This window comes from Acinetobacter sp. SFB (genome assembly GCF_001647545.1).
GTDB lineage: Bacteria > Pseudomonadota > Gammaproteobacteria > Pseudomonadales > Moraxellaceae > Acinetobacter.
This window is the reverse complement of sequence record NZ_LSZH01000016.1, coordinates 20,400-42,592: the sequence shown is the minus strand read 5'-3', so window position 1 is coordinate 42,592 and position 22,193 is coordinate 20,400. Positions and strand designations below refer to the sequence as shown.

The following is a 22,193-nucleotide window of genomic DNA, read 5'->3' as shown; positions in this document are numbered from 1 at the left end:
AATGAATCATTTATCTGCAAAGGATTTTGTCATGGATAATACCGCAGTGGACTTGACTGCTTTGTGTCAGGAAATCCGGGAACGCGCATGTACTGGAGAATTTGATAATCAGGCCTATGTCAGTCAAGACATCATTGAAAAATTAAAAAAACTGGGTGTATATCGGGCATTTGTTCCAAAGCGTTTTGGTGGTTCGGAAGTTTCACCGCGTGAATTTTGCGAGCTGATTGAAAAATTATCGATGGCGGATGGCTCTGTGGGATGGGTGGCCAGCTTTGGCATGAGTCCAGCTTATTTAGGCAGCTTGCCGGAAGAAACCCTGAAAGAGCTGTATAAAAATTCACCGGACATTGTGTTTGCGGGCGGCATTTTTCCGCCGCAACCCGCAGAAATCACCGATGAAGGGGTTGTGGTTACAGGGCGCTGGAAATTTTCCAGTGGCTGCATGGGTGCAGATATTGTGGGTGTCGGTATTGCGCCGCAAAAGGGTAATGAAGCGCAGGGTTTGCCACGGATGGCAGTCATGCCTGCAAAACAAGTAAAAATTGAAATGACTTGGGATACCGTGGGCTTAAAAGGAACGGGAAGCCATGATTTAGTTGTTGAAAATGTTTTGGTGGCTAAAGAGTGGACATTTGTACGCGGAGAGCCGTCTAAGCTTCCAGAGCCATTTTTTAAATATCCTTCCTTATCACTTGCAACACAGGTTTTGACGGTGGTGGGTATAGGGGTGGCGGCAGCGGCTTTAAACGAATTCAAGCTCCTTGCGCCAGGCAAGGCTTCTATAACTGGCGGTTCCGAAATTGCAAACCGTCCAGTCACACAATATCAATTTGCGCAAACTGAAGCAGAGTTTAAAGCGGCGCGTACCTGGTTTTATGAAACGATGGATGCCGTTTGGAGCGAGGTTACTGCAGGCCGTACACCGACAGCAGAACAAATCAGTGATATGCGTCTGTCTTGTACACATGCTGCCCGCATTGCTGCCCGTGTTGCCCGCAAAATGCAAATGCTGGCAGGTATGACAGCCATTTATACCAACAATGTGTTCAGCCGCTTTGTGAACGATACCAATGTGGTGACACAGCATGCCTTTATGGGGGATGCCACCTTACAGAATGCAGGTTTAATCAGCTTTGGCTTAAAACCGGCACCAGGTTATTTATAAGCAGATTGACTTCAGGCGTGAGTATTAAGAATGAAGGACAAAATGGATTTGAGTGCAATTCTACAGCGTTTGGCACAGTTGGAAGCGCAAGCCGCAATTCGAAACTGCATTAACCGCTACATGGAAATTTGTGATGCTTTAGATGCCAATACTGACTTGAATGAATTAATGAATTTGTTTGATGAAGACAGTATTTGGGAAGGCATAGGCGAAAAATATGCACAGTCTTTTGGTCACTTCAGCTCACGGCAGGCGATTCACGACATGTTCAAGGGGTATACCCAAAAAGCATCGCATTTCGTGATGAATGCGCATTTTGTCAGTTCAGAACAAATTTATGTTGAGGACATGCACGCAAAAGCATCTTGGTTGATGTTGCAAACTTCAACTTTTCAAGATGGCCGCAGCCATATGAATGCAGCCAAACTCACAGTGACATTTAAACGGCAGCAGGACGATAGCTGGAAAATCAAGCATTTTCAAACGGAAAATATTTTCAGTCGTCCAGTCTCTCATTGGCACAGTACAGCAGAATTGCCAGTACCGTCTCAGACATAACCCAAGGATAAATTTAAAAGGATAGTTGACATGAATAGTATCATTCCACTTCAAAATATTGATATTGACTACAATGAGTTAGTTCAATCAGACCGTGCGCATACTTCACTTTATAAAGATGAAAAAATCTTTGAAGATGAAATGGAAAAAATCTATTACAGCAATTGGGTCTGGGTGGCGCATGCCAGCGAAATTCCAGAAGGCGGCAGCTATAAGACCATGAATATCGGCAAGCAGCCAGTGGTTGCGGTGCGTGACCGTAAAAAGAAAGTTCATGTCCTGCTTAACCGTTGCCGTCATCGCGCTGCAACACTGTGTGAACATAAAAAGGGCAAAACCAACAGCTTTGTATGTCCTTACCACGGCTGGAGCTATGCTTTGGATGGCAGTTTACGCGGTGTGCCATCTCCTGAAAGCTATGGCGAATGCCTGGATAAATCTGAATTCCCTTTGGTCAGCCTGCGCGTTGAAGAATACAACGGTATGATTTTCGCCTCTTTTAATCATGAGGTTGAACCGTTGGAAGATTTTCTCGGTGCGGCGAAAAAATGGATTGACCTGTTCATGAAACAGGGTGCGGGCTATCCAGTGAAAGTTCTGGGTGAGCACCGTTTTACCTTCCCCGGTAACTGGAAAATCCAGCTGGAAAATACTACAGATGCCTATCACTTCCCATTGGTGCATAAATCATTCTTAAGTTCAGTCGATGAAAAAACCGAAGAATTATTTAATTTTGATAACCAGCCGGGCTATGTCGAAGATTTAGGCAATGGCCATAGTGTCATGGTGATGATTCCTGAACTGGTCGATTTGGAAGAAGAATTGATGGAACGTCCCATTCAGGAACGTTTTGAAGATTTGGCTCAGGCATTGCGTGATGAAGGCCATGCAGAATTGGAAGTGCGCCGTATTGTCCGCGCTGTAGGCGGTTCTGGTTTTAATTTAAACTTGTTCCCCAATATTGCCTGTTCAATGGCTTTCTTCCGTGTCATGCAGCCGATCTCTGTAAATAAAACAGAAATTCATCACTCGGTTATTACTATGGATGGTGGCCCGCAAATTGCCAATCAGTACCGCTTGCGTTTGCATGAGCATTTCCAGGGCCCATTTGGTTTTGGTACACCGGATGATGCAGAAGCATGGGAACGGGTACAAAAAGGGGCAGATGCAGGCAATGATTTATGGATCATGCTCAACCGCGGTTTACCGGGCGAAGTAAAAACTGCAGATGGCTTAAAAAGTGATGTAAGTGCTGAAACTGGCATGCGGGCTGCGTATCAGCAGTGGAAAAAGTTGATGACGGCTTAAGGAGAGAGCAATGAAAATCGATTTAAATTTATTGAATGAAGTGACTGCTTTTATTTGGGCTGAAGCGGACATGCTGGATCATTACGAACATGCAGAATGGTTAAAGCTGTGGAATGAAACTGGCGTTTATATTATTCCGATTGATCCAGCATTAACGGATTATGAAAATAATTTGAATTATGCCTATGACAATCATCACATGCGTCAATTACGGGTAAACCGTTTAGACAATGGCGAGGCCATCTCCACTTCTCCAAAAGCAAATACAGTGCGCAGCGTATCGCGTGTGCGGATTGTCAAAGATGACGGTGATGAAATTATTTTACGTTGTGCGCAAAACCTGCGCGAATTCCGTAAAGAAAGTCTGAAGCATTATACCGCAGATGTCACGTTTCACTTGATCCGCGATGCTGAACAAGGTTTTAAAATTAATCGTAAAATTATTAACTTGGTCAACTCTACCGATACGTTAGCGGGTATCAGTTACATTCTTTAGGAGCAAAAAATGAAACAGATTGTTTTAGTGACGGGTGCCGCATCGGGTTTAGGTAATGTTGTTGCAGAATACTTTGCCAGCCAAGGTCATCAAGTTATTTTATCTGCAAGCACACTGGAAAAAGCTGAAGCTGCAAAAGTGCGCAGTGTAAATGCGAATAATATGTTTCCTCTGAAGCTGGATATTTCTGTTGAAGCAGATTTTCATGCCGCTGTGCAATGGATTGAAGAGAAGTTTTCAAAACTGGATGTACTGATAAATAACGCGACGGTCACCAAAGCAACGCCTGTTTTAGAGATTACCGCGGCTGATTTTGACTGGATTACCCAAGTCAATCAGCGCGGTACATTTCAGTCATGTCAGATTATCGGCAAGTATATGGCTGACAAAGGTTTTGGCCGTATTGTCAATATGGCGTCCTTGGCAGGGCAAAATGGCGGCACAGCAACGGGCGCGCACTATGCTGCGACCAAAGGTGCCATTGTGACCCTGACGAAAATTTTTGCCAAGGAATTTGCTGCGAAAGGTGTCACGGTTAATGCGGTTGCACCAGGGCCCATGGAATCACCGATTGTGCACAGCGTGGTATCTGAGGAAAAGATGGCACAATTTATTCAGAATATCCCTGTCAAAGCTTTGGGCAGTATGCAGTTTATTGCTGAAACGTGTGCGTTATTGGCAAGTCCAAATGCCGGTTTTGTGACGGGTGCAACGTGGGATATCAACGGCGGATTATTTATGCGTTAAGCCGCGGGCTTGCTGCATAACAGGGAGATGAATTATGACTGCACTTTATAATGTTGTTGTCAAAAACCGCCATGTAGAAGGCGAAAATATTGCAGTCATGGAATTTGAATCTGCTACCTCTACTACAATCCTGCCTAAAATCGAAGCAGGTGCACATATTGATGTGCATTTACCCAACGGTATGGTACGTCAGTATTCACTTTGTCAAAATCCAGCTGAAACGGGTATTTTTCGTTTAGGAATTTTACGTGATCCTGAATCCAGAGGTGGCTCTATATCCGCTTTTGATGAATTAAAGGATGGTATGCAGATTCAAGTCAGCGCGCCGAAAAATCTTTTTTCTTTGGTGAAAGCCAAGCATTCGGTATTGATCGGTGGCGGTATCGGCATTACGCCACTTATTACCATGGCGTATCAGTTGGCTGATCAAGGCGAGTCTTTTGAGTTGCATTACTGTGGGGCAAGTGCAGAACGTTGCGCCTTTGTAGATGAAATTAAAAAGGGTGCGCTGGCTCAATTCACCACCTTTCATTTTAAATCGGAAGGCGCGAGCCACCGTGAATTTTTTCAATCTGCGATACAGAATATTGATGCCGAAAGCCATATTTATACCTGTGGTCCAAATGGATTTATGGATTGGGTCATTAATCTAGCGCAAACCCAGCATTTTCCCGAACATCAGATTCACAAAGAATATTTTCAGGTCGAGGTGGAAACGGGTGGCGATGCTTTTGAAGTGGTGGCGGAACGCAGCGGCAAAATCATTATGGTGAATGCCGAGGAAACCATTTTACAGGCTTTGGCACGTGAAGGCATTGAGATAGAAATGTCGTGTGAGCAAGGGGTTTGTGGGACATGCATGTGTGATGTGCTTGAAGGTGAGCCGGATCATCGCGATGTGTATTTCACCGATGAAGAGAAAGCCAGCAATGAGCAAATACTGGTGTGCTGTTCTCGCGCTAAATCGGCACGCTTAGTGTTAGATATTTAAATAAACACCAGTCACATTGAAATTGCACACTATTGGGTCCGCACAGGAATAGGACTTTAAAATTCAGGAGAGAAGCATGAACGCATTACATACGATGGATACCATAAAAATTGATCCAATCAAATTTAGACGCGCATTAGGCAATTTTGCTACAGGCGTCACCATTATGACTGCGCAAAATGAACATGGCGAAAAAGTTGGAGTCACAGCAAACAGTTTTAACTCTGTTTCTTTAGATCCCGCTTTAATTCTCTGGAGTATCGATAAGAACTCTTCAAGCTTTCATGTATTCGAGCAAGCCACACATTTTGCAGTCAATATTTTGTCCGGTTCGCAAATTGAACTTTCCAATAAGTTTTCACGCCGTAATATCGATAAATATGAAGGCACCAGTTTTCAGGAAGGCGCAGGACTAGCACCAGTTTTAGACCACTGCTCGGCTGTTTTTGAATGTGAGCGCCATCAGATCATTGAAGGTGGAGATCACTGGATTATTATCGGCAAAGTGGTAAATTTTCATGATGAAGGCCGCAGTCCGCTGGTTTACCATCAAGGGGCTTATTCAGGTGTGACACCGCATCCTTTATTGCAGGTGAAAGAGTCTGCTGAAGTTGAAGATGTCGGTGAGATGCATCACGGGCATTTACATGGCAATGTCTGCTATTTGATGAGTCGCGCCTTTAAATTCTATCAAAATGATTATATTCCTAAGCAGCTGGTGACGGGTTTTCGTACCAGTGAAGCACGGCTTTTACTGGTTCTAGGCAGTGGTACGGCTTCAAGCAAAGCGGATTTACCGCGTGATATTGCTATGCCAATGCGGGAAGTAGAACGATCCGCTGCAATTCTGGAAAAAGACGGCTTGCTGATTGAGACCGACGGCTTCTATAAATTGACAGAGAAAGGCAAGAAAACCGCGCATTATTTGTTTGATATTGCAGACAGCCATCAGAATGAAGTATTAGAAAAATATTCAGACAGTGAAAAAGACAGTTTCATTAAAATTTTAAGAGATATTGCGGGTATTAACTAAATAATATGGAGAGGCAACTAGTGCAAAATAAGCAATAGTTGCCTAATACTTTTTGTTTTTCACCCTGATTTTTGACCGCTAGTAGTCACTGACTATTAGCATTTTTAAATAAAAGATTAATAGTTCAAAGTCATACTATGTTTGCTGCTTTGGTCAATTTTCTTTTGATCGACTGCATCTTCTTTACATTCATAGTTTTCAAACAAGGCTAGTTGATCGGCAAACTGAGCATCGGGTTTACCATTTTTATCAATAAAACCACTTTGACCTGGGGCTAAAATTATCGCGTTTAATGGTGACCTGTTTTTGAGTGGATACTGGCTCTAAAGTTGAGGATGAGTTGCAACCTGCGAGAAACATGCAGCTTCAACCCAAAACGCGGTATCGAATCAATACATTTTTAGACTGATTATTGAGCATATGGCTTTTCACTTTAGATCTCCTTGCTTTCATTATGATTTAGAAGTGAATTCATTAACTGGCAACCACGTATTCAAGGTGGTTAACTTCACTTATGAACATGCCTTGTTCATTGTTTTAAATTATTACTATTTATCCATGTAATTTTCTACTTCTAGCAAGGTATATCGTTATACTTTCTTTAATCTAAGCAAGCAAAAAATATAGATGTTGTAATAAATTTAGCCAAAGAGGGTGTTTAAAAATATATTAAATCTTTGTATTTAAATATAATTATAAAATTAAAAGAGATAAAATCAGACTGGCTGAAATTTTTTGCTAAAACTTCTTATTTCAGCTTCGCTATTGTTGAATAAAATACACTCACAGGATTAATTTTCAAAATAAATGATATTTTTTTAAAATTAACAAGAAAATTACATGTATTTATGTTATAAAAAATAAAGTCGTGAGACTCATCAATGAATGATAAATGGAGTTTGTCATATGGAAATCAATAAAATATTGCTTGTTTCTGCTCTAGCCGCAGGTTCAGTCACCAGTCATGCCGATGTACGCATTGGAGTGGTTAGCTCATCTACAGGCCCCGTGGCGATGGTGGGAATTCCGCAGAAGAATACAGTTGCGTTACTTCCTAAAACCATCGGTGGTGAAAAAGTCACTTATATTTCCTTGGATGATGCCAGTGACCCAACAGCAAGCGTAAAAGCAATTAATAAATTGATCAGTGAAAGTAATGTAGATGCCATTATTGGGCCTTCTGGATCGCCAAATGCCAGTGCAGTCATTGGTATTATTGCTAAGGCTCAGGTTCCTTTACTGGCGCCTGTTGGAACATCCACTGTTGTTTTGCCAATGAATCTGCAAAAAAAATGGGTATTCAAAACCACACAAAATGATGATTTGATCGCCCAAGCCTTAGTTGAGGACATGGTGAAGCGCAAGATTAAAACGTTAGGCTTTATTGGTACAGCAGACCCTTATGGAGAGAACTGGAGTAAAGTCGTTGCTCATTTAGCAGCCAGCAAGGGCATTAAAATTACACAAAAAGAGTCTTTTCAGCGTCAGGATACCTCATTGACTGGGCAGGCCCTGAAACTGATTGCCGGCAAGCCACAAGCCATTTTAATTGCAGCCCCGGGCGGTGCCGCAGTAACACCGCAAGTTGCTTTATATGATCGCGGTTATCGTGGACAAATTTATCAAACCCATGGTGCGGCCTTAGATCAGTTTTTAAAGTTAGGGGGCAAAAAAGTAGATAACACGATTTTGGCGGCTAGCTTGATGCTGGTCATTAATGAAATTGACAATAAGCATCCTTCCAAAGCCATTGCTTTGAAATACATGAACAATTACAAAAAAATGTATGGTGAATACCCCGCGACATTTGGTGCGAATGTCTATGATGCTGGACTGCTGTTAGAAAAGGCGATTCCGGTAGCATTAAAGCAGGCGAAACCAGGAAGTGTGCAATTCCGCCAAGCATTGCGCACAGCATTGGAACAAACCAAAGAAGTGGCAGGGACACAGGGTGTTTATAATATGACGCCAATGGATCATAGCGGTTTTGACAAGCGCGGACGGGTTATGGTCACTGTAAAAAATGGACAATGGAAATTGCTGAAGTAATAAATTTTTTAAATTAATTAATCTGCTATTCAATTCAGTGTGCAATGGCTCTTAGAGAGCTTTTGCCTCTGAAAAATAGCGAGGATCTGGCGGTCATGGATTTAGACATCGCATTAATTCTTGGGCAGGATGGCATTACCAGTGGGGCAATCTATGCATTGCTCGCCTTATGTATTTTATTGGTTTTTACTGTCACCCGAATTTTACTCATTCCCTTAGGTGAATTTAGTGTTTTTGCTGCACTGACACTTGCCTCTATTCAAGCTGGAACACCAAGCCGTATTGTATGGCTGTTGGTAGTATTCTTTGCTGTTCAATTGCTTCTGGATCTTTATGCGAGTTTTAAAAATAAGACTCCATTTAATTTAAGAAGCCATAGTCTGTGGGCGATTTACATTGCGTTAATTGTTGGAGCGATGTATTTACTGCCCTTGGCAAGCCTGCCGATGTTTATTCAAATTTTATTTGCTTTGGCTGTTATTACACCGCTTGGCCCGCAAATCTACCGTTTATTCTTTCAGCCTTTGGTGGCTGCCAAATCATTAGTGCTACTGATTGTTTCTATTGCAGTGCATGTGGCTTTGGTGGGGATTGGTCTGTTAGTTTTTGGCCCAGATGGTGCGCAAACTCAACCATTCAGTGATGCTGTATATCAATGGGGGAGTTTAGCTGTTAATAGCCAGACCCTTTATATCATTGCTGCGTTTTTCAGCATGATTCTTGTACTGTGGTATTTCTTTGGAAAGACACTTTACGGCAAGGCATTAAGAGCCACTGCGGTGAATCGGGTTGGGGCACAGCTGATGGGAATTTCTCCCATTTTTGCAGGCAAAATCACCTTTGCAATGGCGGCTTTTATGGGAGCATTTGCGGGTATTTTAATTGCACCAATTACCACGCTGTATTATGACTCTGGTTTTATTATCAGCCTTAAAGGCTTTGTTGGCGCAATTATTGGCGGCTTAGCAAGTTTTCCAGTGGCAGCAGCAGGTTCGGTGGCCGTTGGCATTATTGAAGCATTTTCTATGTTTTGGGCCAGCGACTATAAAGAAATTATCGTCTTTACCCTCATTATTCCATTTTTGCTTTGGAAATCTTTAACGTCTCGTCACATTGAGGAGGACCATGAATGAAGTCTAAATATTTATTTCTGGGCTTTGCTGCGCTTATGGCCCTTAGCCCTTTGATTTTACCTGCTTATCAAGTCACGCTACTTAATTATATTGGGCTGAATGCTTTAGTCGTTTTAGGTTTAGTGTTATTGACAGGTGTGGGCGGAATGACCAGTTTTGGTCAAGCGGCATTGGTGGGAATTGGCGCTTACTCGACAGCTTATTTAACAGTGACCGAACAGCTGCCCCAGTTCTTGATGTGGACAGGCGGCAGCCCATGGGCAGGGCTACTTTTAGGTATTGTTTTAACGGTTACTTCTGCATTTCTTGTGGGTGGCCTCACCTTAAAACTGTCTGGACATTATTTGCCTTTAGGCACCATCGCTTGGGGTATATCGCTCTATTATTTCTTCTCCACCATTGAAAGTTTAGGCGGTCATTCAGGTATTTCCAATATTCCGAGCATTTCTATTGCGAGCTATGCCTTAGACAGCAGCAATAAAATGTTTTATCTCATTTGGCTGATTTTATTTGTGGCCATTATTTTGACCAAAAATATTTTGAATTCTAGAGAAGGCCGAGCGATACGGGCACTCAAAGGCGGACAAGTCATGGCGGAGTCTATGGGGGTAAATACCTTTAGATCCAAAATGGTGGTCTTTGTTATTTCCTCTGTTTTTGCCTCTATTTCGGGCTGGTTATATGCGCATAATCAATCGTTTATTAACCCGACACCTTTTGGTTTACAAATGGGGATTGATTATTTGTTCATGGCTTTGCTGGGCGGTGTAGGCAGTATTTGGGGCGCAATATTTGGAGCAGGCATATTCACGATGCTGCGCCAATGGCTGCAAGACTTAATGCCGGTTATTTTTGGCAATAATGGACAGTATGAAACTATTGTTTTTGGTTTAATGATTGTATTGTTGATGCAAAAAGCCCCTTCTGGTTTATGGCCAATGCTGGTCAAGCTGATACCGCCGCGTTTTAAAGCTAATGATTTGCATACAGAGTTGACCGCACCCACACAAGCGCTTCCTACTCTGGCGTTGCCCCCAAAAGGAACGCTTATTCTAGAAGCGAAGAATGTGACGAAAAAGTTTGGCGGTTTGGTCGCCAATAACAACATGAATTTAAAAATTCATGCAGGCGAAATTTTGGCACTGATTGGCCCGAATGGCGCAGGCAAGAGCACCATGTTTAACCAGTTGTCCGGTGTCGATGTTCCAACCAGCGGTGAAGTCATCTTTTTAGGTGAAAAAATCAATGGCATGTTATCGCGTGAGATTGCTAAAAAAGGACTGAGCCGAACCTTTCAGCACGTCAAAATTTTGCCAGAAATGACGGTGTTGGAAAATGTGGTGATTGGCGCACATTTACGCGGTAAAAAAGGCGTTTGGGCCTCGCTGTTCAGGCTGGATCGTGAGGAAGAAAACAATTTATTGAATGAAGCTAAATTTCAGTTAGAGCGGGTCGGTCTAGGGGAATATCTCTATACCGAAGCTGGAAATCTGGCACTAGGGCAGCAGCGAATATTGGAAATTGCGCGTGCTTTATGTGCCCACCCAAGCTTATTGTTATTGGATGAACCTGCTGCCGGCCTACGTTTAAAAGAAAAGCAGGCTTTGGCTGAGCTTTTAATGAAGCTGAAGGCAGAGGGTATGGCGACTTTATTGGTTGAGCATGATATGGACTTTGTGATGAATTTGGTCGATCACGTTGTAGTAATGGAGTTCGGTGAAAAAATCGCAGAAGGCCTGCCAGAAGATATACAAAAAAACGAAGCTGTTCTAGAAGCCTATTTAGGAGGTGCAGCATGAGTACAATCACAGAAAATACGCAAGGCAAATGCTTATTAGAAGTCAGTAATTTAAGCGTGGCTTATGGCAAAGTTGATGCACTGATGAATTTCAATATGCGGGTAAATGAGGGGCAGATTGTTTCTGTCGTTGGCCCCAATGGTGCAGGCAAGACCACCTTGCTTTCTGCAATCATGGGAGTTCTTGCTTCAAAAGGTGATGTGGAATTTGATGGCAGTGTAGAGCAGTGCCCGCCCATAGAGCGAATGGTTGTACGTGGACTAGGTTTAGTACCTGAAAAAAGGGAATTGTTCGGCAGCATGAGTATTGAAGATAATCTCATGCTGGGTGGCTTTCAGCGTTATAGGCATGGCGACCGCAGTCTAAAAGAAACGCTGGATGAAGTTTATAGTATTTTCCCGCGTTTAAAAGAACGCCGGATTCAGGAAGCGGGCACGTTGTCTGGTGGTGAGCGGCAAATGCTTGCTGTTGGGCGTGCGCTAATGGCAAAGCCTAAACTGTTGATGCTGGATGAACCGAGTCTCGGTTTAGCACCTTTAATTACCCGGGAGATTTTTAAAATTATTGATCAGCTTCGCGGTCAGGGCGTGTCTATTTTATTGGTAGAACAAAATGCACGTGCAGCCTTGAAGTTGGCAGACTATGCCTATGTGTTGGAAATGGGTGAATTGTCTATGCAAGGCACTGGTCAAGATTTAGTGGAAGATCCAAGAATTATTGAAAGCTATTTAGGGATTAACAGTAAGCATCAGGACATTCTTTCTATTTAATTTTCCTTTTAAGCGGGAGCGCCTTATGAAAAAAGAGACCAAAATTTCTATTTTAGGCGCCGGTGCAATTGGCTGTACCTTGGCAGCTCGCCTGATTTTAGCAGGCTGTGAACAAGTCAGTTTAATTGCACGTGGGGAGAATTTTCAGGTGTTGTCCACTCAAGGTATTCAGCTAACCGATTTAACAGGCGAATATCAGTTGACCCCCTATCGTGTTGTGCAAGACCTCACTGAACTTGATCCGCAAGATATTATTTTTATTGCGACAAAATCAAATGCCCTTCATCAGATCACTGCTGTCGTTCAAGATGCAATACATGCTGAAACCGTGATTATTCCACTGATGAACGGCATTCCATTTTGGTATTTTTATCAAGGGCAAAGTAACGATGATATACAGGCCATTAAGTGCCTAGATAAAGATAGGCAATTGATTGAGCGCTTTCCTTTGACACATTTAATTGGTTCTGTGGTGTTTATCACAGCAAAATTGAAGGCCTATGGCAAAGTGGAGTCGGATAATCCATATCTGCTGATTTTAGGTGAACCAAATAATCAAATCACAGAGCGTATACAGGCAGTTCAAGCCCTTTTTGCAGATACCGGTATTGAGTTAAGGGTTACCGACCAGATTCGAGATCAGATTTGGACCAAAGTGATTGCTAACTTAAGCTCGAACCCACTTTCTGTAGTCACGGGTGCTCCTTTAAAAGACATCTATGCACATCCGCACTTACATGAAATGGCGCTGCAAATTACCCAAGAAGTCCGGCAGGTGGCGGCCAGTTATGGTGCCCGAATTTCTATTGATCCCCTAACCTTTTTACAGTTAGGCACCAATATGGGAAACGTGTACACCTCCATGTGGAATGACTATCAAAAGAAACAACCTTTAGAAATGGCAGGAATAGCAGAAGCTGTTTTTGAGCTGGCCGAGCAATTTAATTGTCATATGCCAGTCACAAAGCATATTTGCAATTTAACCGCATATTTGAGTGAGCAATCACGGAAGATTTAAAAAAGGATTCTTATGAACACCAGCATTCAACCTTTGAATTTCAGTCAGCAGGAATGGGAACTGCGTGTAAAGTTGGCGGATTGTTATCATTTAGTGGATTATTTTGGTTGGACTGAAACAATCTTTAATCATATTTCAGCACGGTTGCCAGGTGATGAACAGCATTATTTGGTCAATCCTTTTGGATTAAATTATACTGAAGTCACGCCAGAAAATTTATTGAAAGTTGATTTAGCCGGAAATAAGGTAGAACCTTCCGAATATGAGGCGAATCCTGCGGGTTTTGCATTGCACAGTGCCGTTCATGGCGCAAGGCATGATATCCGCTGTTTGATTCACACCCATACCACACCAATCAGTGCTGTGGTACAGAAAAAAAATGGTTTCTCGTATGATAGCTTCTATGGTGCACAGCTCTATGGGCGAGTGGCTTATCATGCTTTTGAGGGCATCACACTTTTTCCAGAAGAAAAGCTGCGGATGATTCAACATCTTGCAGATAAACATATTTTAGTATTGCGAAATCATGGCATTGCGGTAGGAGAAAGCAGTATTGAAAAAGCATTTTTTTTACTGTGGACTGTGCAGCGTGCTGCTGAAATTCAGTGCCAAGCGGGTGCTTTGGGCGGCGAAGATTTTCCGCTCAGTGAAGAGGTTAAGCAAAAATGCACAGATTTAACCGCAATGCTGATTGGTGACAGCGGATTTGCAGATAAATTCTTTAATGCAATGGTGCGTAAAATGCATGAAGCGGATTAAAAATACACCATTTTCATGCATTTTTTGAATTTCCAGCAGGAATGGCCGTGTAGTGAAAGCCAGTTAAACCGGCAGTCTTTTGAACAGTCATAATAAATTGACGGTTAGGACTTACGGTATCATGTTTATTCCTTTGGATCTGCTGATGCAACTCAGCGGAGTGGGCAGTGATTTTATTGAGGGTCATTGTTAACCTTGATTTTCTCTGTCCGTGACCAAAATATAAAATGAGTACTTAAAAAAAAGATGCAATACGCGCGTATTGCATCTAAAGAGGAACACTCAATTAATTACAAGCAGTACCTAAAACATGTATAAATTCTTTTGGACATTCAATATTTGAAATATGCGAGGCATTAATTTCAAACATATTAGCATTCGGAATACGCTCTACCATAAATTGATCCTCTGCAACTGTCGTTACAGGATCTTGTATTCCTGCCACAATAAGAACAGGAATATCTTTTAACTGTTCATCCAGGTCCGCTTTAGCCCAAGCTTCACAACAACTTGCATAACCTCAGCGCTGCCAGGCCATTTTGCAAATTTTCAACTTCTGCTGCATTGCCTTGAATTAAATTTATCCGTAAACCAGAGCCCGGCTGCAGTTGAAGCGATAGGGCTGTAAACCTTTAATGAGCAATAAGCAAATTTTTAACGTTAAATTAATGGAAAATTTAACGCTAAAAATCTGAAGTGCCGCAAGGCATTAGTAATGCTATGCAGCACAGATAAATGCGTTAAGCGCTGACGCGGCGACGGTCAATTTCTGTTGTTGGCGCCTGTGCAGACTCTTTGACCAGTTCAACATTAAAGGTAATCTGTTTGAATGGTTTATCGACATTGTGTTTAGCCATTGCTTCTGTATCATTCACCTCTGTTGCAGTGGCGACCAGACCTTCGCGTGTTGCAAAAGCAAAGTCATCCCAAAGGTATTGATCGCCTTCAATATTAAATTGAGTCGTCAGTTTGCGGTAACCTGGTGCTGAAACAAAATAATGCACATGAGAAGGACGGTTGCCATGACGGCCAAGTTTGTTTAATACAGCTTGGGTTGTGCCTTCTGGAGGACAGCCATAACCGACGGGCATTGTGGTTTGAGCAACATAATGGCCGGCATTATCGGCAATGATGGTACGGCGTAAATTAAAATCAGACTGAGATTTATCAAAGAATGAGTAATTACCTAAACTGTTGGCATGCCAAACTTCCACTTTAGCGCCTTGAATTACATTGCCGTCAGTATCAGTGACTGTACCTTCAATGAATAACGTATCGATTTTGTCTGATTCAGTTCCATCATCCATTCGCGCAAAACCCACCGATTCTGGCGCGCCTGCAACATAGAGCGGACCTTCAATGGTTCGCGGTGTGCCGCCAGTAATGCCTGCTTCGGCATCTGCTTCATCTGCACGGAGATCTAAATAGTGCTCAAGTCCAAGACCCGCTGCTAAAAGGCCTAATTCATTGGCCTGACCTGCGTCGGTAAAATACTCTAAACCTTTCCAGAGTTCAGTTTGAGAGATATCCAAATCCTCAATGGCCTGGAATAGATCTCCCATTAAACGGACAACAATTTGTTGTACGCGTGCATCAACTGGCCCTGTAGCTGTATCCACGTTCATGTGTTTTACTAATTGATCAATCTCTTGACGGTTCATACTTTTGCTCCTTGAGTATGCAGTGCTATTTGTGATTTTAAGGCTTAGGTTCAGCTAGCACTTAATTGACCACATTTCTTGTTTACGCAACCTAATTTTTTTGGGCTGCGGGTATGATTAAAGGTCAGCTATCGTCTTCACGAATGGAAGACGGGTGGCGATTTAATGCCATTACTTCAATATTCATATAGGGATAAAGCGGTAGACCTTGCAAAAGAGTGTGCAGTTCTTCATTGCTTTCTACATCAAAAATGCTGATGTTTGAATACTGTCCTGTTACACGCCAAATATGGCGCCATTTGCCTTGATGCTGTAAGTCCTCTGAATAGGCTTTTTCAACAGTTTTGATTTCATTGGCTTGCTCGCTTGGCAGATCCAAAGGGATATGCACATCCATACGGACTTGGAAAAGCATTCTCAGCTCCTTTAATTACAGACGACGTAAGTGATCAATTTTGTTTTCATCTACCTCAATACCAAGTCCAGCACTTTGAGGGATTTGTAATTCAAAATTTTGATATTGAAGCGGGGTTTTTAAAATTTCTTCTGTCAGCAGCAATGGGCCGAACAGCTCGGTTCCGTAAGCCAGATTGTCAAAGGTTGAAAAGACATGTGCAGATGCAATTGTCCCAACAGGACCTTCCAGCATCGTGCCACCGTATAAATCAATGCCAGCAAGTTTGGCAATTTTTCCAACTTCACAGCCTTCAAGCAGCCCGCCGGATTGCGCCACCTTAACGGCAAAAACAGAGGCAGCATTTTTCTTCGCAAGGCGATATGCACTATCAGGGCCCATCAATGATTCATCTGCCATAATGGCAATATCAAACCTGCGGCTAAGGCGCTGCATGGCATCAATATTATCAATCGCACAAGGCTGTTCAATCAGGTCAACGCCGCCATCTTGGAGCATTTGAATTCCTTTAATTGCTTGCAGTTCAGACCATGCACGGTTGACATCTACACGAATTGAAATATCTGGTCCTAGTGCTTTTTTAATGGCGAGTACATGTTCAACATCTGCTTCAACTGCATGAGAGCCAATTTTAAGTTTGAAAATATTATGCCGTTTCACTTCAATCATTTTCTGTGCCTCAGCAATATCTTTGTCTGTATTGCCGGATGCCAGTACCCAAAGGACCGGAATACTGTCACGCAAGCGTCCGCCTAAAATTTCACTTAGCGGTAAACCTAAACGCTGGGCATGAATATCGAATAAGGCAGTCTGTATGGCGCACTTGGCAAAACGATTGCCGTTAATATTTCTTTTTATCGTCTGCATGGTTTTGGCCATATTGAGCCCGTACAGTGATTTCAATAACGGACTAAAGTATGTCTCAATATTGGTTTTAATACTTTCAGGACTTTCTTCCCCATAACCTAAACCGCCAATAGTGGTCGCTTCGCCCCATCCGATGAGACCATCACTGGTGGTGATTTTGACCAAAACCAAGGTCTGTGTCTGCATTGTCGCCACCGCCATTTTATGGGGCCGGATGGTGGGGATTTCGACAAGTATCGTTTCTATTGACTGGTACATAATCATTTTAATGGAAAAATACATATAATTTTAAACTATATTATTTTTTATGTTTATACTATGACTGAAAAGGTATTTTTAAATACCAAAAAGGAATATTAAAATATGGAACTAAAACATCTACGTTATTTTGTTACGGTGGTAGAAGAGCAGAGCATTACCAAAGCTGCAGATAAATTATGCATTGCACAGCCGCCGTTAAGCCGACAAATTCAAAAGTTAGAAGAAGAATTAGGCATTACTTTATTTGAACGTGGTTCTCGGCCCATCAAAATGACTGAAGCAGGTCAGTTCTTTTATGAACATTCTGTGCAAATTTTGACCCATACCGCACAAGCAACTTCTATGGCACAGCGGATCAATGCGGTGGATCAGACCGTCCGCATTGGTTATGTCAGTTCCCTGCTTTATGCTTTACTGCCACAAATTATTTATTTATTTAGACAGCGTAATCCGGATATGCATGTTGAATTAATTGAATACGGAACGTGTGATCAAATTGAAGCACTTAAAGCAGGAAAAATAGATCTAGGTTTTGGCCGGCTTCGACTCATTGATCCGTCTATTAAGCGCCTCCTCCTCAGAAAAGAACGTTTATTGCTGGCCATTCATAAGAATCACCATCTCGCCGAATTTATTGAATCTGGTCTTTATCTGTCACAAATTTTAGAGGAAGCTATTTTTTCCTATCCCAAAACACCCAAACCCAATTTTGCTACGGCAGTACAAAGCATCTTCACCGAATTAGGTTTAGTACCTAAAAAACTGATAGAAGTACGAGAAATTCATATGGCACTTGGCTTGGTATCTTCAGGAGAGGGTATTTGCCTGATTCCAGAAACAGCCAGTGATATCGGTATGAAAAATTTGGCTTATATCCCGATTCTGGATGTGGAAGCCCACAGCGCAATTTCTTTATCTGTGCGTAATATGGATCAGAGTAGCTACATTCCAAAAATTCTAGATTGTATTCAAGACGTTTTTAAAAATGAAAATATTGATCTTCATATGGACAATATATAAGTCGATTGAATAATCCAGGAAAATTCAGTGCCATTTTTTCTTTAACCCTCTCAAACAATTTTAAAATGATAGAAAAGGTATGATTATATACTTAATTAGATATGGAAAATTACATTAATAATTCAAATAATGCCAGGTATTCTAATTTTCCTTTTTAGTTCTGAAATTATCTTAAATTTTAATATTAAAAAGTTTCTATTGGGAAATCAGCATTCAGATCAAACAGGCAGATCATGATGTTTGCATCGTGGATGAGAAAACAATACCGATGTAGGAAAGGATTTCCATGTATAACTTATCTTCAAAACGTACTGCTCAAAAAGCAGTGCTATTTTCATTTTTTAGTATTGCAGGGTTGAATGCGGCGCATGCCAATTTTTTCGAGGACAGTCAAAAGTCTGTTTACCTCAGAAATTTTTATGTTGAACGCGACTTTGAAGGAACAAATCAGGATTTAGGCAGCTGGTCTCAAGCTATCAGTGGCCGTTTTGAATCCGGCTATAGCGATACGCCGCTTCAGGTTGGTCTAGACTTAGGATTTCAATATGCTGTGAGATTGAATGATCATAATGAAGAGCGTTTAGATACAGTCTTTAAGTATGATCAAGCCGCAAAGCGTCAGGAACGGGATTATTTAAAACTGGGCGCGACCTTAAAGTTGAAATATCAGAATACTGAACTCAAAGTCGGTGAATTGTTGCCTAAAACGCCGGTGCTATTTATTGATGATTCCCGTCAGCTGCTCACCACCTTTGCAGGTGCAATGCTGGAAAGTAAAGAAATTAAAAATTTAAAAGTCTCCGCAGGGCGCTTTACGCATATTAATGCACGTGACGACGATGAATTTAGAAAAATGAGTCTGGGTGGTAATAAAGATCCGAATAAAGAAAGTGACGGAATGAATTTTATTGGGCTAGATTATAATTTCACTCCGAAAGTGTCAGGATCGTATTGGTTTGGCCAGCTGGAAGATATTTACCAGCAGCACTATGTAAATGCCACTTATTCAGAGCAGATCAATACCACTAAACTAAAAGTGGATGCCCGCTATTTTAACTATACAGAAGATGGCGATGCTTATTTCGGCAGTATTGATGCGCAGTCCGCGGGATTGCAGGTGACAGTTCAAAATGGGGGCAGCTCATTCACTGCCGGTCTCCAAAAAAATATGGGAGGCGATGCGATTCCTTTATTGGTGGGTTATGTACCACAAGCTTATTTGCAAACCTGGTCAAACTTGGCATTTTATAAACCGAAAGAGTTGACATGGCATGCGCTATACAGCTATGACTTTAAAAATGCGGGTGTGCCAGGTCTGAAATTAGGATTGCGCTATTTAAACGGCAGTGAAATATACCGCCCGGGCTTGAAAGACAATCAGGAAACTGAAAAAAACGTGATTGTAAATTACACCGTTCCTGAAGGAAAACTGAAAGGTTTAGGTCTGGAATGGCGTCACATTCGTGCGGATATTAAATATGGCGTAGGAGATACTGCTGGAAAAGATTTTGTAGAAAACCGTATTATTACGAGTTATACCTTTAAATTTTGATTTTATTCAAACTCAAGAAAAATATCAGGTAGTTTTGCTGTAAAAAGTTATGTGATGATCTTCATCTTAAAGCTTCAGCCAAGTGCTTATTATAGATGCTGAATGCTAGATTAAATCATCTTCGACATTTAGACCTGTGCAAAACTTTGATAATTCCATTAAAGTTTTGCACAGGTCTCTTGTAGCTAAATTTAATCTATCAATTGCTGGGGTTTTAATTTCTTGCTTTTAAATTTCTCATTGCTTTAATCAAACCGTTAACTGTAATAGTTAATTTTTTCTTCAAAAACCCCTATCTAATTTAGAGTTTAAGTAAAACGATAACTAAAAAATGAAATAAGACTTAGTAAATAATCTGGCTAAAAGATCAATTTTATAAATCATTTTTACTCAATTCGAGATTGTAAATTCTAGCAATGAATTAAATCTTCAACCGAATGCTTGGTGTAGATTCTTGTTTTATTTATTTTTTGATTATAAATTTTAAGTTCAGACTTCAGTGTACAACGGCTTCTCGTTTTTTAACGGCACTAGACGGTTACGATACTCTGCATCCACTCCCTGAGCCTGTATCTATGACGATAAAAACATCTTAATGTTTCAGATTCAAGTTTCGTTGGCATAACTTAAACCATGCATACCAGCATAACTGTTACATAAACCCAGAATGCACTGAGTTTATGTAGTGAATCAGTCCTTGTGCGCTAAAAGACAGTTTCTAACGAAGACTTCTTTCTATACCCATAGCTACTTATTTTAGTGATTTTAACAGCGCTTCTGCTGTAGCAGCAGAAGATGCCGGGTTTTGTCCGGTAATCAGTAAGCCATCTTGCTGTACATGAACCTGCCAATCATCAGCTTTATAATACTGGCCACCGTTTTCCTTGAGCATGTCTTCGACCAAAAAGGGAACAATTTCGGTCAGGCCTACAGCATTTTCTTCCGTATTGCTAAAGCCTGTGACTGATTTGCCTTTTACAATGGCTTGCTCATCACTGCCTTTCACATGACGTAGTACGCCCGGTGCATGACAAACCAAAGCAACGGGTTTATTTGCTTGCAGGGTTTGCTCAATCAAGGAAATCGAGGTCTGATCTTCGGCCAGATCCCATAATGGACCATGACCCCCCGGATAAAATACTGCATCAAAATCGGCAATCGAGACTGCACTTAATTTCTTGGTATTCGCCAGTGCTTGCATGGCCGATGCATCCGCTTCGAAACGGTGTGTGGTTTCGGTTTGAGCATCTTTTTCATTACTTTTCGGATCTAACGGTGGTTGACCACCTTGAGGAGAAGCCAAGGTGACTTCTGCACCGGCATCGATAAACGTATAATAAGGGGCTGCAAGTTCTTCCAGCCAGAAGCCGGTTTTTTTGCCAGTTTCACCTAACTCGCTATGTGAAGTCAGTACCATCAAGATTTTCATATTATTTTCCTGTATCTGATTAAATATTGTGAATGATCGAATGTTAATTTAACAAGTCGCGAGCGGCAGAAATGTTGTGATACGTTCGTTTGCTGTATCGATACGTTGTGGTTTAATTTTCAAGTTAATTTAACTAAAGTGCCTAACTCCGCCAAGTGAACAGCCTGTTCACAAGTAAGATCATTCATTCACCCATTAACAGCGCTTGCTGAATATCCGCCTGTTTACGCAAAAAATCCCAAACCAGTTTAATCCGGGGTTCATGTTGTAAATCAACTAAGGTTAGCATCCAGAAAGTGTGTGCAAAATTTACCTGATCACTGAGGACCTCTTCAAGTTCAGGTTTATCCTGGGCAATAAAGCGCGGTAAAATCGCCAGTCCGGCACCTGCACTGACCGCAATTTGCTGGGCCAGAATACTGTTACTGCGAAAACAGGCAGTCAATTGCAGCGGCAAACGTTCCAGCGAATACAGCGCTGAGCTATAGACCAGATCATCAATATAATCGACAAAACGGTGCTGGGCTAAATCTTCTACCCGATGAATTTGGGGGTTTCGTTGTAAATAATTTTTACTGCCATACAACTTTAAACAGTAATTTGATAGACGGGTAATGATATAGGGGCCAGATTTGGGCCGGTCAATCGCGATTACAATATCGGCTTCACGATGTGACAATTTAATAGTCTTCGGAACAGGAATCAAATCGATGGTTAAGGAGGGATAATGCTGAGAAAACTCGGCCAGTAACCGCGCTAAAAATGCAGTGCCAAAGCCTTCTGGTGCACCTATCCGGACCCGACCATGCAAGGGATCGTGGCGTTTGTCAATCTGGATAAAGGACTGTTCCATTTGTTCCACACGCGGCACCAGTGCCAAACCTTCCGAGGTCAGCTCATAACCTGTCGCTTCTCGCTTAAACAGTTGCGTACCCAAGGTATTTTCCAGAGCCTGAATCCGCCGTGCCACGGTACTGTGTTCAACGCCAATCAAGCGTGCTGCATTGGTGAGCGTTTTAGCACGCGCCAAAACCAAAAAGAAACGTAAATGATCCCAATCCACTTTCATCTTCTATTTAACATCCTGTTAAATTCCTGTGCAAATTTGCACAATCATCGTGCACCAATTTCTATTGGTGGTCAAAGTGTTCTTTGTTAG

Annotated in this window: 20 protein-coding genes and 2 pseudogenes; 15 read left to right on the top strand and 7 right to left on the bottom strand. The window is 41.8% G+C overall.

Annotated features, from left to right (window positions below; translation table 11 throughout):
• The first annotated feature begins 1 nt into the window (after position 1).
• The 7 genes from AY606_RS13545 to AY606_RS13515 all read left to right on the top strand — a co-directional run bounded on the left by AY606_RS13545 (position 2) and on the right by AY606_RS13515 (position 6,301).
• On the top strand, positions 2–1,168 hold the full coding sequence (locus AY606_RS13545) for an acyl-CoA dehydrogenase family protein (protein WP_067869723.1): 1,167 nt from the start codon (positions 2–4) through the stop codon (positions 1,166–1,168).
• Positions 1,169–1,198: 30 nt separating this feature from the next.
• Complete coding sequence (locus AY606_RS13540; RefSeq protein WP_067869720.1) at positions 1,199–1,726, top strand: nuclear transport factor 2 family protein; 528 nt, start codon at positions 1,199–1,201, stop codon at positions 1,724–1,726.
• 30 nt (positions 1,727–1,756) lie between these two features.
• Positions 1,757–3,034, top strand: a complete 1,278-nt coding sequence (locus tag AY606_RS13535) for an aromatic ring-hydroxylating oxygenase subunit alpha (protein ID WP_067869717.1) — start codon at positions 1,757–1,759, stop codon at positions 3,032–3,034.
• 10 nt (positions 3,035–3,044) lie between these two features.
• Complete coding sequence (locus AY606_RS13530; RefSeq protein ID WP_067869714.1) at positions 3,045–3,530, top strand: aromatic-ring-hydroxylating dioxygenase subunit beta; 486 nt, start codon at positions 3,045–3,047, stop codon at positions 3,528–3,530.
• A gap of 9 nt (positions 3,531–3,539) precedes the next feature.
• A complete protein-coding gene (locus tag AY606_RS13525; RefSeq protein ID WP_067869711.1) occupies positions 3,540–4,277 on the top strand; it encodes an SDR family NAD(P)-dependent oxidoreductase in 738 nt (245 codons plus the stop codon).
• A gap of 34 nt (positions 4,278–4,311) precedes the next feature.
• Positions 4,312–5,268, top strand: a complete 957-nt coding sequence (locus AY606_RS13520) for a PDR/VanB family oxidoreductase (RefSeq protein WP_067869708.1) — start codon at positions 4,312–4,314, stop codon at positions 5,266–5,268.
• 76 nt (positions 5,269–5,344) lie between these two features.
• Positions 5,345–6,301, top strand: a complete 957-nt coding sequence (locus tag AY606_RS13515; RefSeq protein WP_067869705.1) for a p-hydroxyphenylacetate 3-hydroxylase reductase component — start codon at positions 5,345–5,347, stop codon at positions 6,299–6,301.
• A 116-nt stretch (positions 6,302–6,417) separates the two neighbouring features.
• Here AY606_RS13515 and AY606_RS16180 read toward each other — a convergent pair.
• A pseudogene (locus AY606_RS16180) lies at positions 6,418–6,582 on the bottom strand (penicillin acylase family protein); the annotation flags it as partial.
• A gap of 625 nt (positions 6,583–7,207) precedes the next feature.
• Between AY606_RS16180 and AY606_RS13510 the strand changes: the two are divergent.
• From AY606_RS13510 to AY606_RS13485, 6 genes are all read left to right on the top strand, one after another.
• The gene (locus AY606_RS13510) at positions 7,208–8,350 is read left to right on the top strand and encodes an ABC transporter substrate-binding protein (protein WP_067869702.1); all 1,143 of its coding nucleotides are present in this window, start codon (positions 7,208–7,210) and stop codon (positions 8,348–8,350) included.
• Between the two features lie 95 nt (positions 8,351–8,445).
• The gene (locus AY606_RS13505; protein WP_067869699.1) at positions 8,446–9,483 is read left to right on the top strand and encodes a branched-chain amino acid ABC transporter permease; all 1,038 of its coding nucleotides are present in this window, start codon (positions 8,446–8,448) and stop codon (positions 9,481–9,483) included.
• Entirely contained in the window at positions 9,480–11,282 is a 1,803-nt protein-coding gene (locus AY606_RS13500) for a branched-chain amino acid ABC transporter ATP-binding protein/permease (protein ID WP_067869696.1), read from the top strand. The genes AY606_RS13505 and AY606_RS13500 overlap by 4 nt, the downstream gene beginning before the upstream one ends.
• A complete protein-coding gene (locus AY606_RS13495) occupies positions 11,279–12,052 on the top strand; it encodes an ABC transporter ATP-binding protein (RefSeq protein WP_067869693.1) in 774 nt (257 codons plus the stop codon). The genes AY606_RS13500 and AY606_RS13495 overlap by 4 nt, the downstream gene beginning before the upstream one ends.
• A 25-nt stretch (positions 12,053–12,077) precedes the next feature.
• Positions 12,078–13,070, top strand: coding sequence for a ketopantoate reductase family protein (locus tag AY606_RS13490; RefSeq protein ID WP_067869690.1), 993 nt, complete (start codon positions 12,078–12,080; stop codon positions 13,068–13,070).
• A gap of 12 nt (positions 13,071–13,082) precedes the next feature.
• Positions 13,083–13,829, top strand: a complete 747-nt coding sequence (locus AY606_RS13485) for a class II aldolase/adducin family protein (protein ID WP_067869687.1) — start codon at positions 13,083–13,085, stop codon at positions 13,827–13,829.
• A gap of 286 nt (positions 13,830–14,115) precedes the next feature.
• Here the strand turns inward: AY606_RS13485 and AY606_RS13480 are convergent.
• The 4 genes and pseudogenes from AY606_RS13480 to AY606_RS13465 all read right to left on the bottom strand — a co-directional run.
• A pseudogene (locus tag AY606_RS13480) lies at positions 14,116–14,450 on the bottom strand (alpha/beta hydrolase); the annotation flags it as partial.
• Between the two features lie 119 nt (positions 14,451–14,569).
• On the bottom strand, positions 14,570–15,490 hold the full coding sequence (catA, locus tag AY606_RS13475) for a catechol 1,2-dioxygenase (protein WP_067869684.1): 921 nt from the start codon (positions 15,488–15,490) through the stop codon (positions 14,570–14,572).
• A gap of 124 nt (positions 15,491–15,614) precedes the next feature.
• Positions 15,615–15,905: a muconolactone Delta-isomerase gene (gene catC / locus AY606_RS13470; RefSeq protein WP_067869681.1), complete on the bottom strand. Its 291-nt coding sequence runs from the start codon at positions 15,903–15,905 to the stop codon at positions 15,615–15,617.
• A gap of 15 nt (positions 15,906–15,920) precedes the next feature.
• The gene (locus tag AY606_RS13465) at positions 15,921–17,030 is read right to left on the bottom strand and encodes a muconate/chloromuconate family cycloisomerase (RefSeq protein WP_067870066.1); all 1,110 of its coding nucleotides are present in this window, start codon (positions 17,028–17,030) and stop codon (positions 15,921–15,923) included.
• 105 nt (positions 17,031–17,135) lie between these two features.
• Here AY606_RS13465 and AY606_RS13460 point away from each other — a divergent pair, with 105 nt between their 5' ends.
• Both AY606_RS13460 and AY606_RS13455 read left to right on the top strand, forming a co-directional pair.
• Positions 17,136–18,053, top strand: coding sequence for a LysR family transcriptional regulator (locus AY606_RS13460; RefSeq protein ID WP_067869678.1), 918 nt, complete (start codon positions 17,136–17,138; stop codon positions 18,051–18,053).
• Positions 18,054–18,339: 286 nt separating this feature from the next.
• Positions 18,340–19,605, top strand: coding sequence for an OprD family outer membrane porin (locus AY606_RS13455; protein ID WP_067869675.1), 1,266 nt, complete (start codon positions 18,340–18,342; stop codon positions 19,603–19,605).
• A gap of 751 nt (positions 19,606–20,356) precedes the next feature.
• Here AY606_RS13455 and AY606_RS13450 read toward each other — a convergent pair.
• Complete coding sequence (locus AY606_RS13450) at positions 20,357–21,034, bottom strand: type 1 glutamine amidotransferase domain-containing protein (RefSeq protein WP_067869672.1); 678 nt, start codon at positions 21,032–21,034, stop codon at positions 20,357–20,359.
• 184 nt (positions 21,035–21,218) lie between these two features.
• Positions 21,219–22,103, bottom strand: coding sequence for a LysR family transcriptional regulator (locus AY606_RS13445; RefSeq protein WP_067869669.1), 885 nt, complete (start codon positions 22,101–22,103; stop codon positions 21,219–21,221).
• Positions 22,104–22,193: the final 90 nt, after the last annotated feature.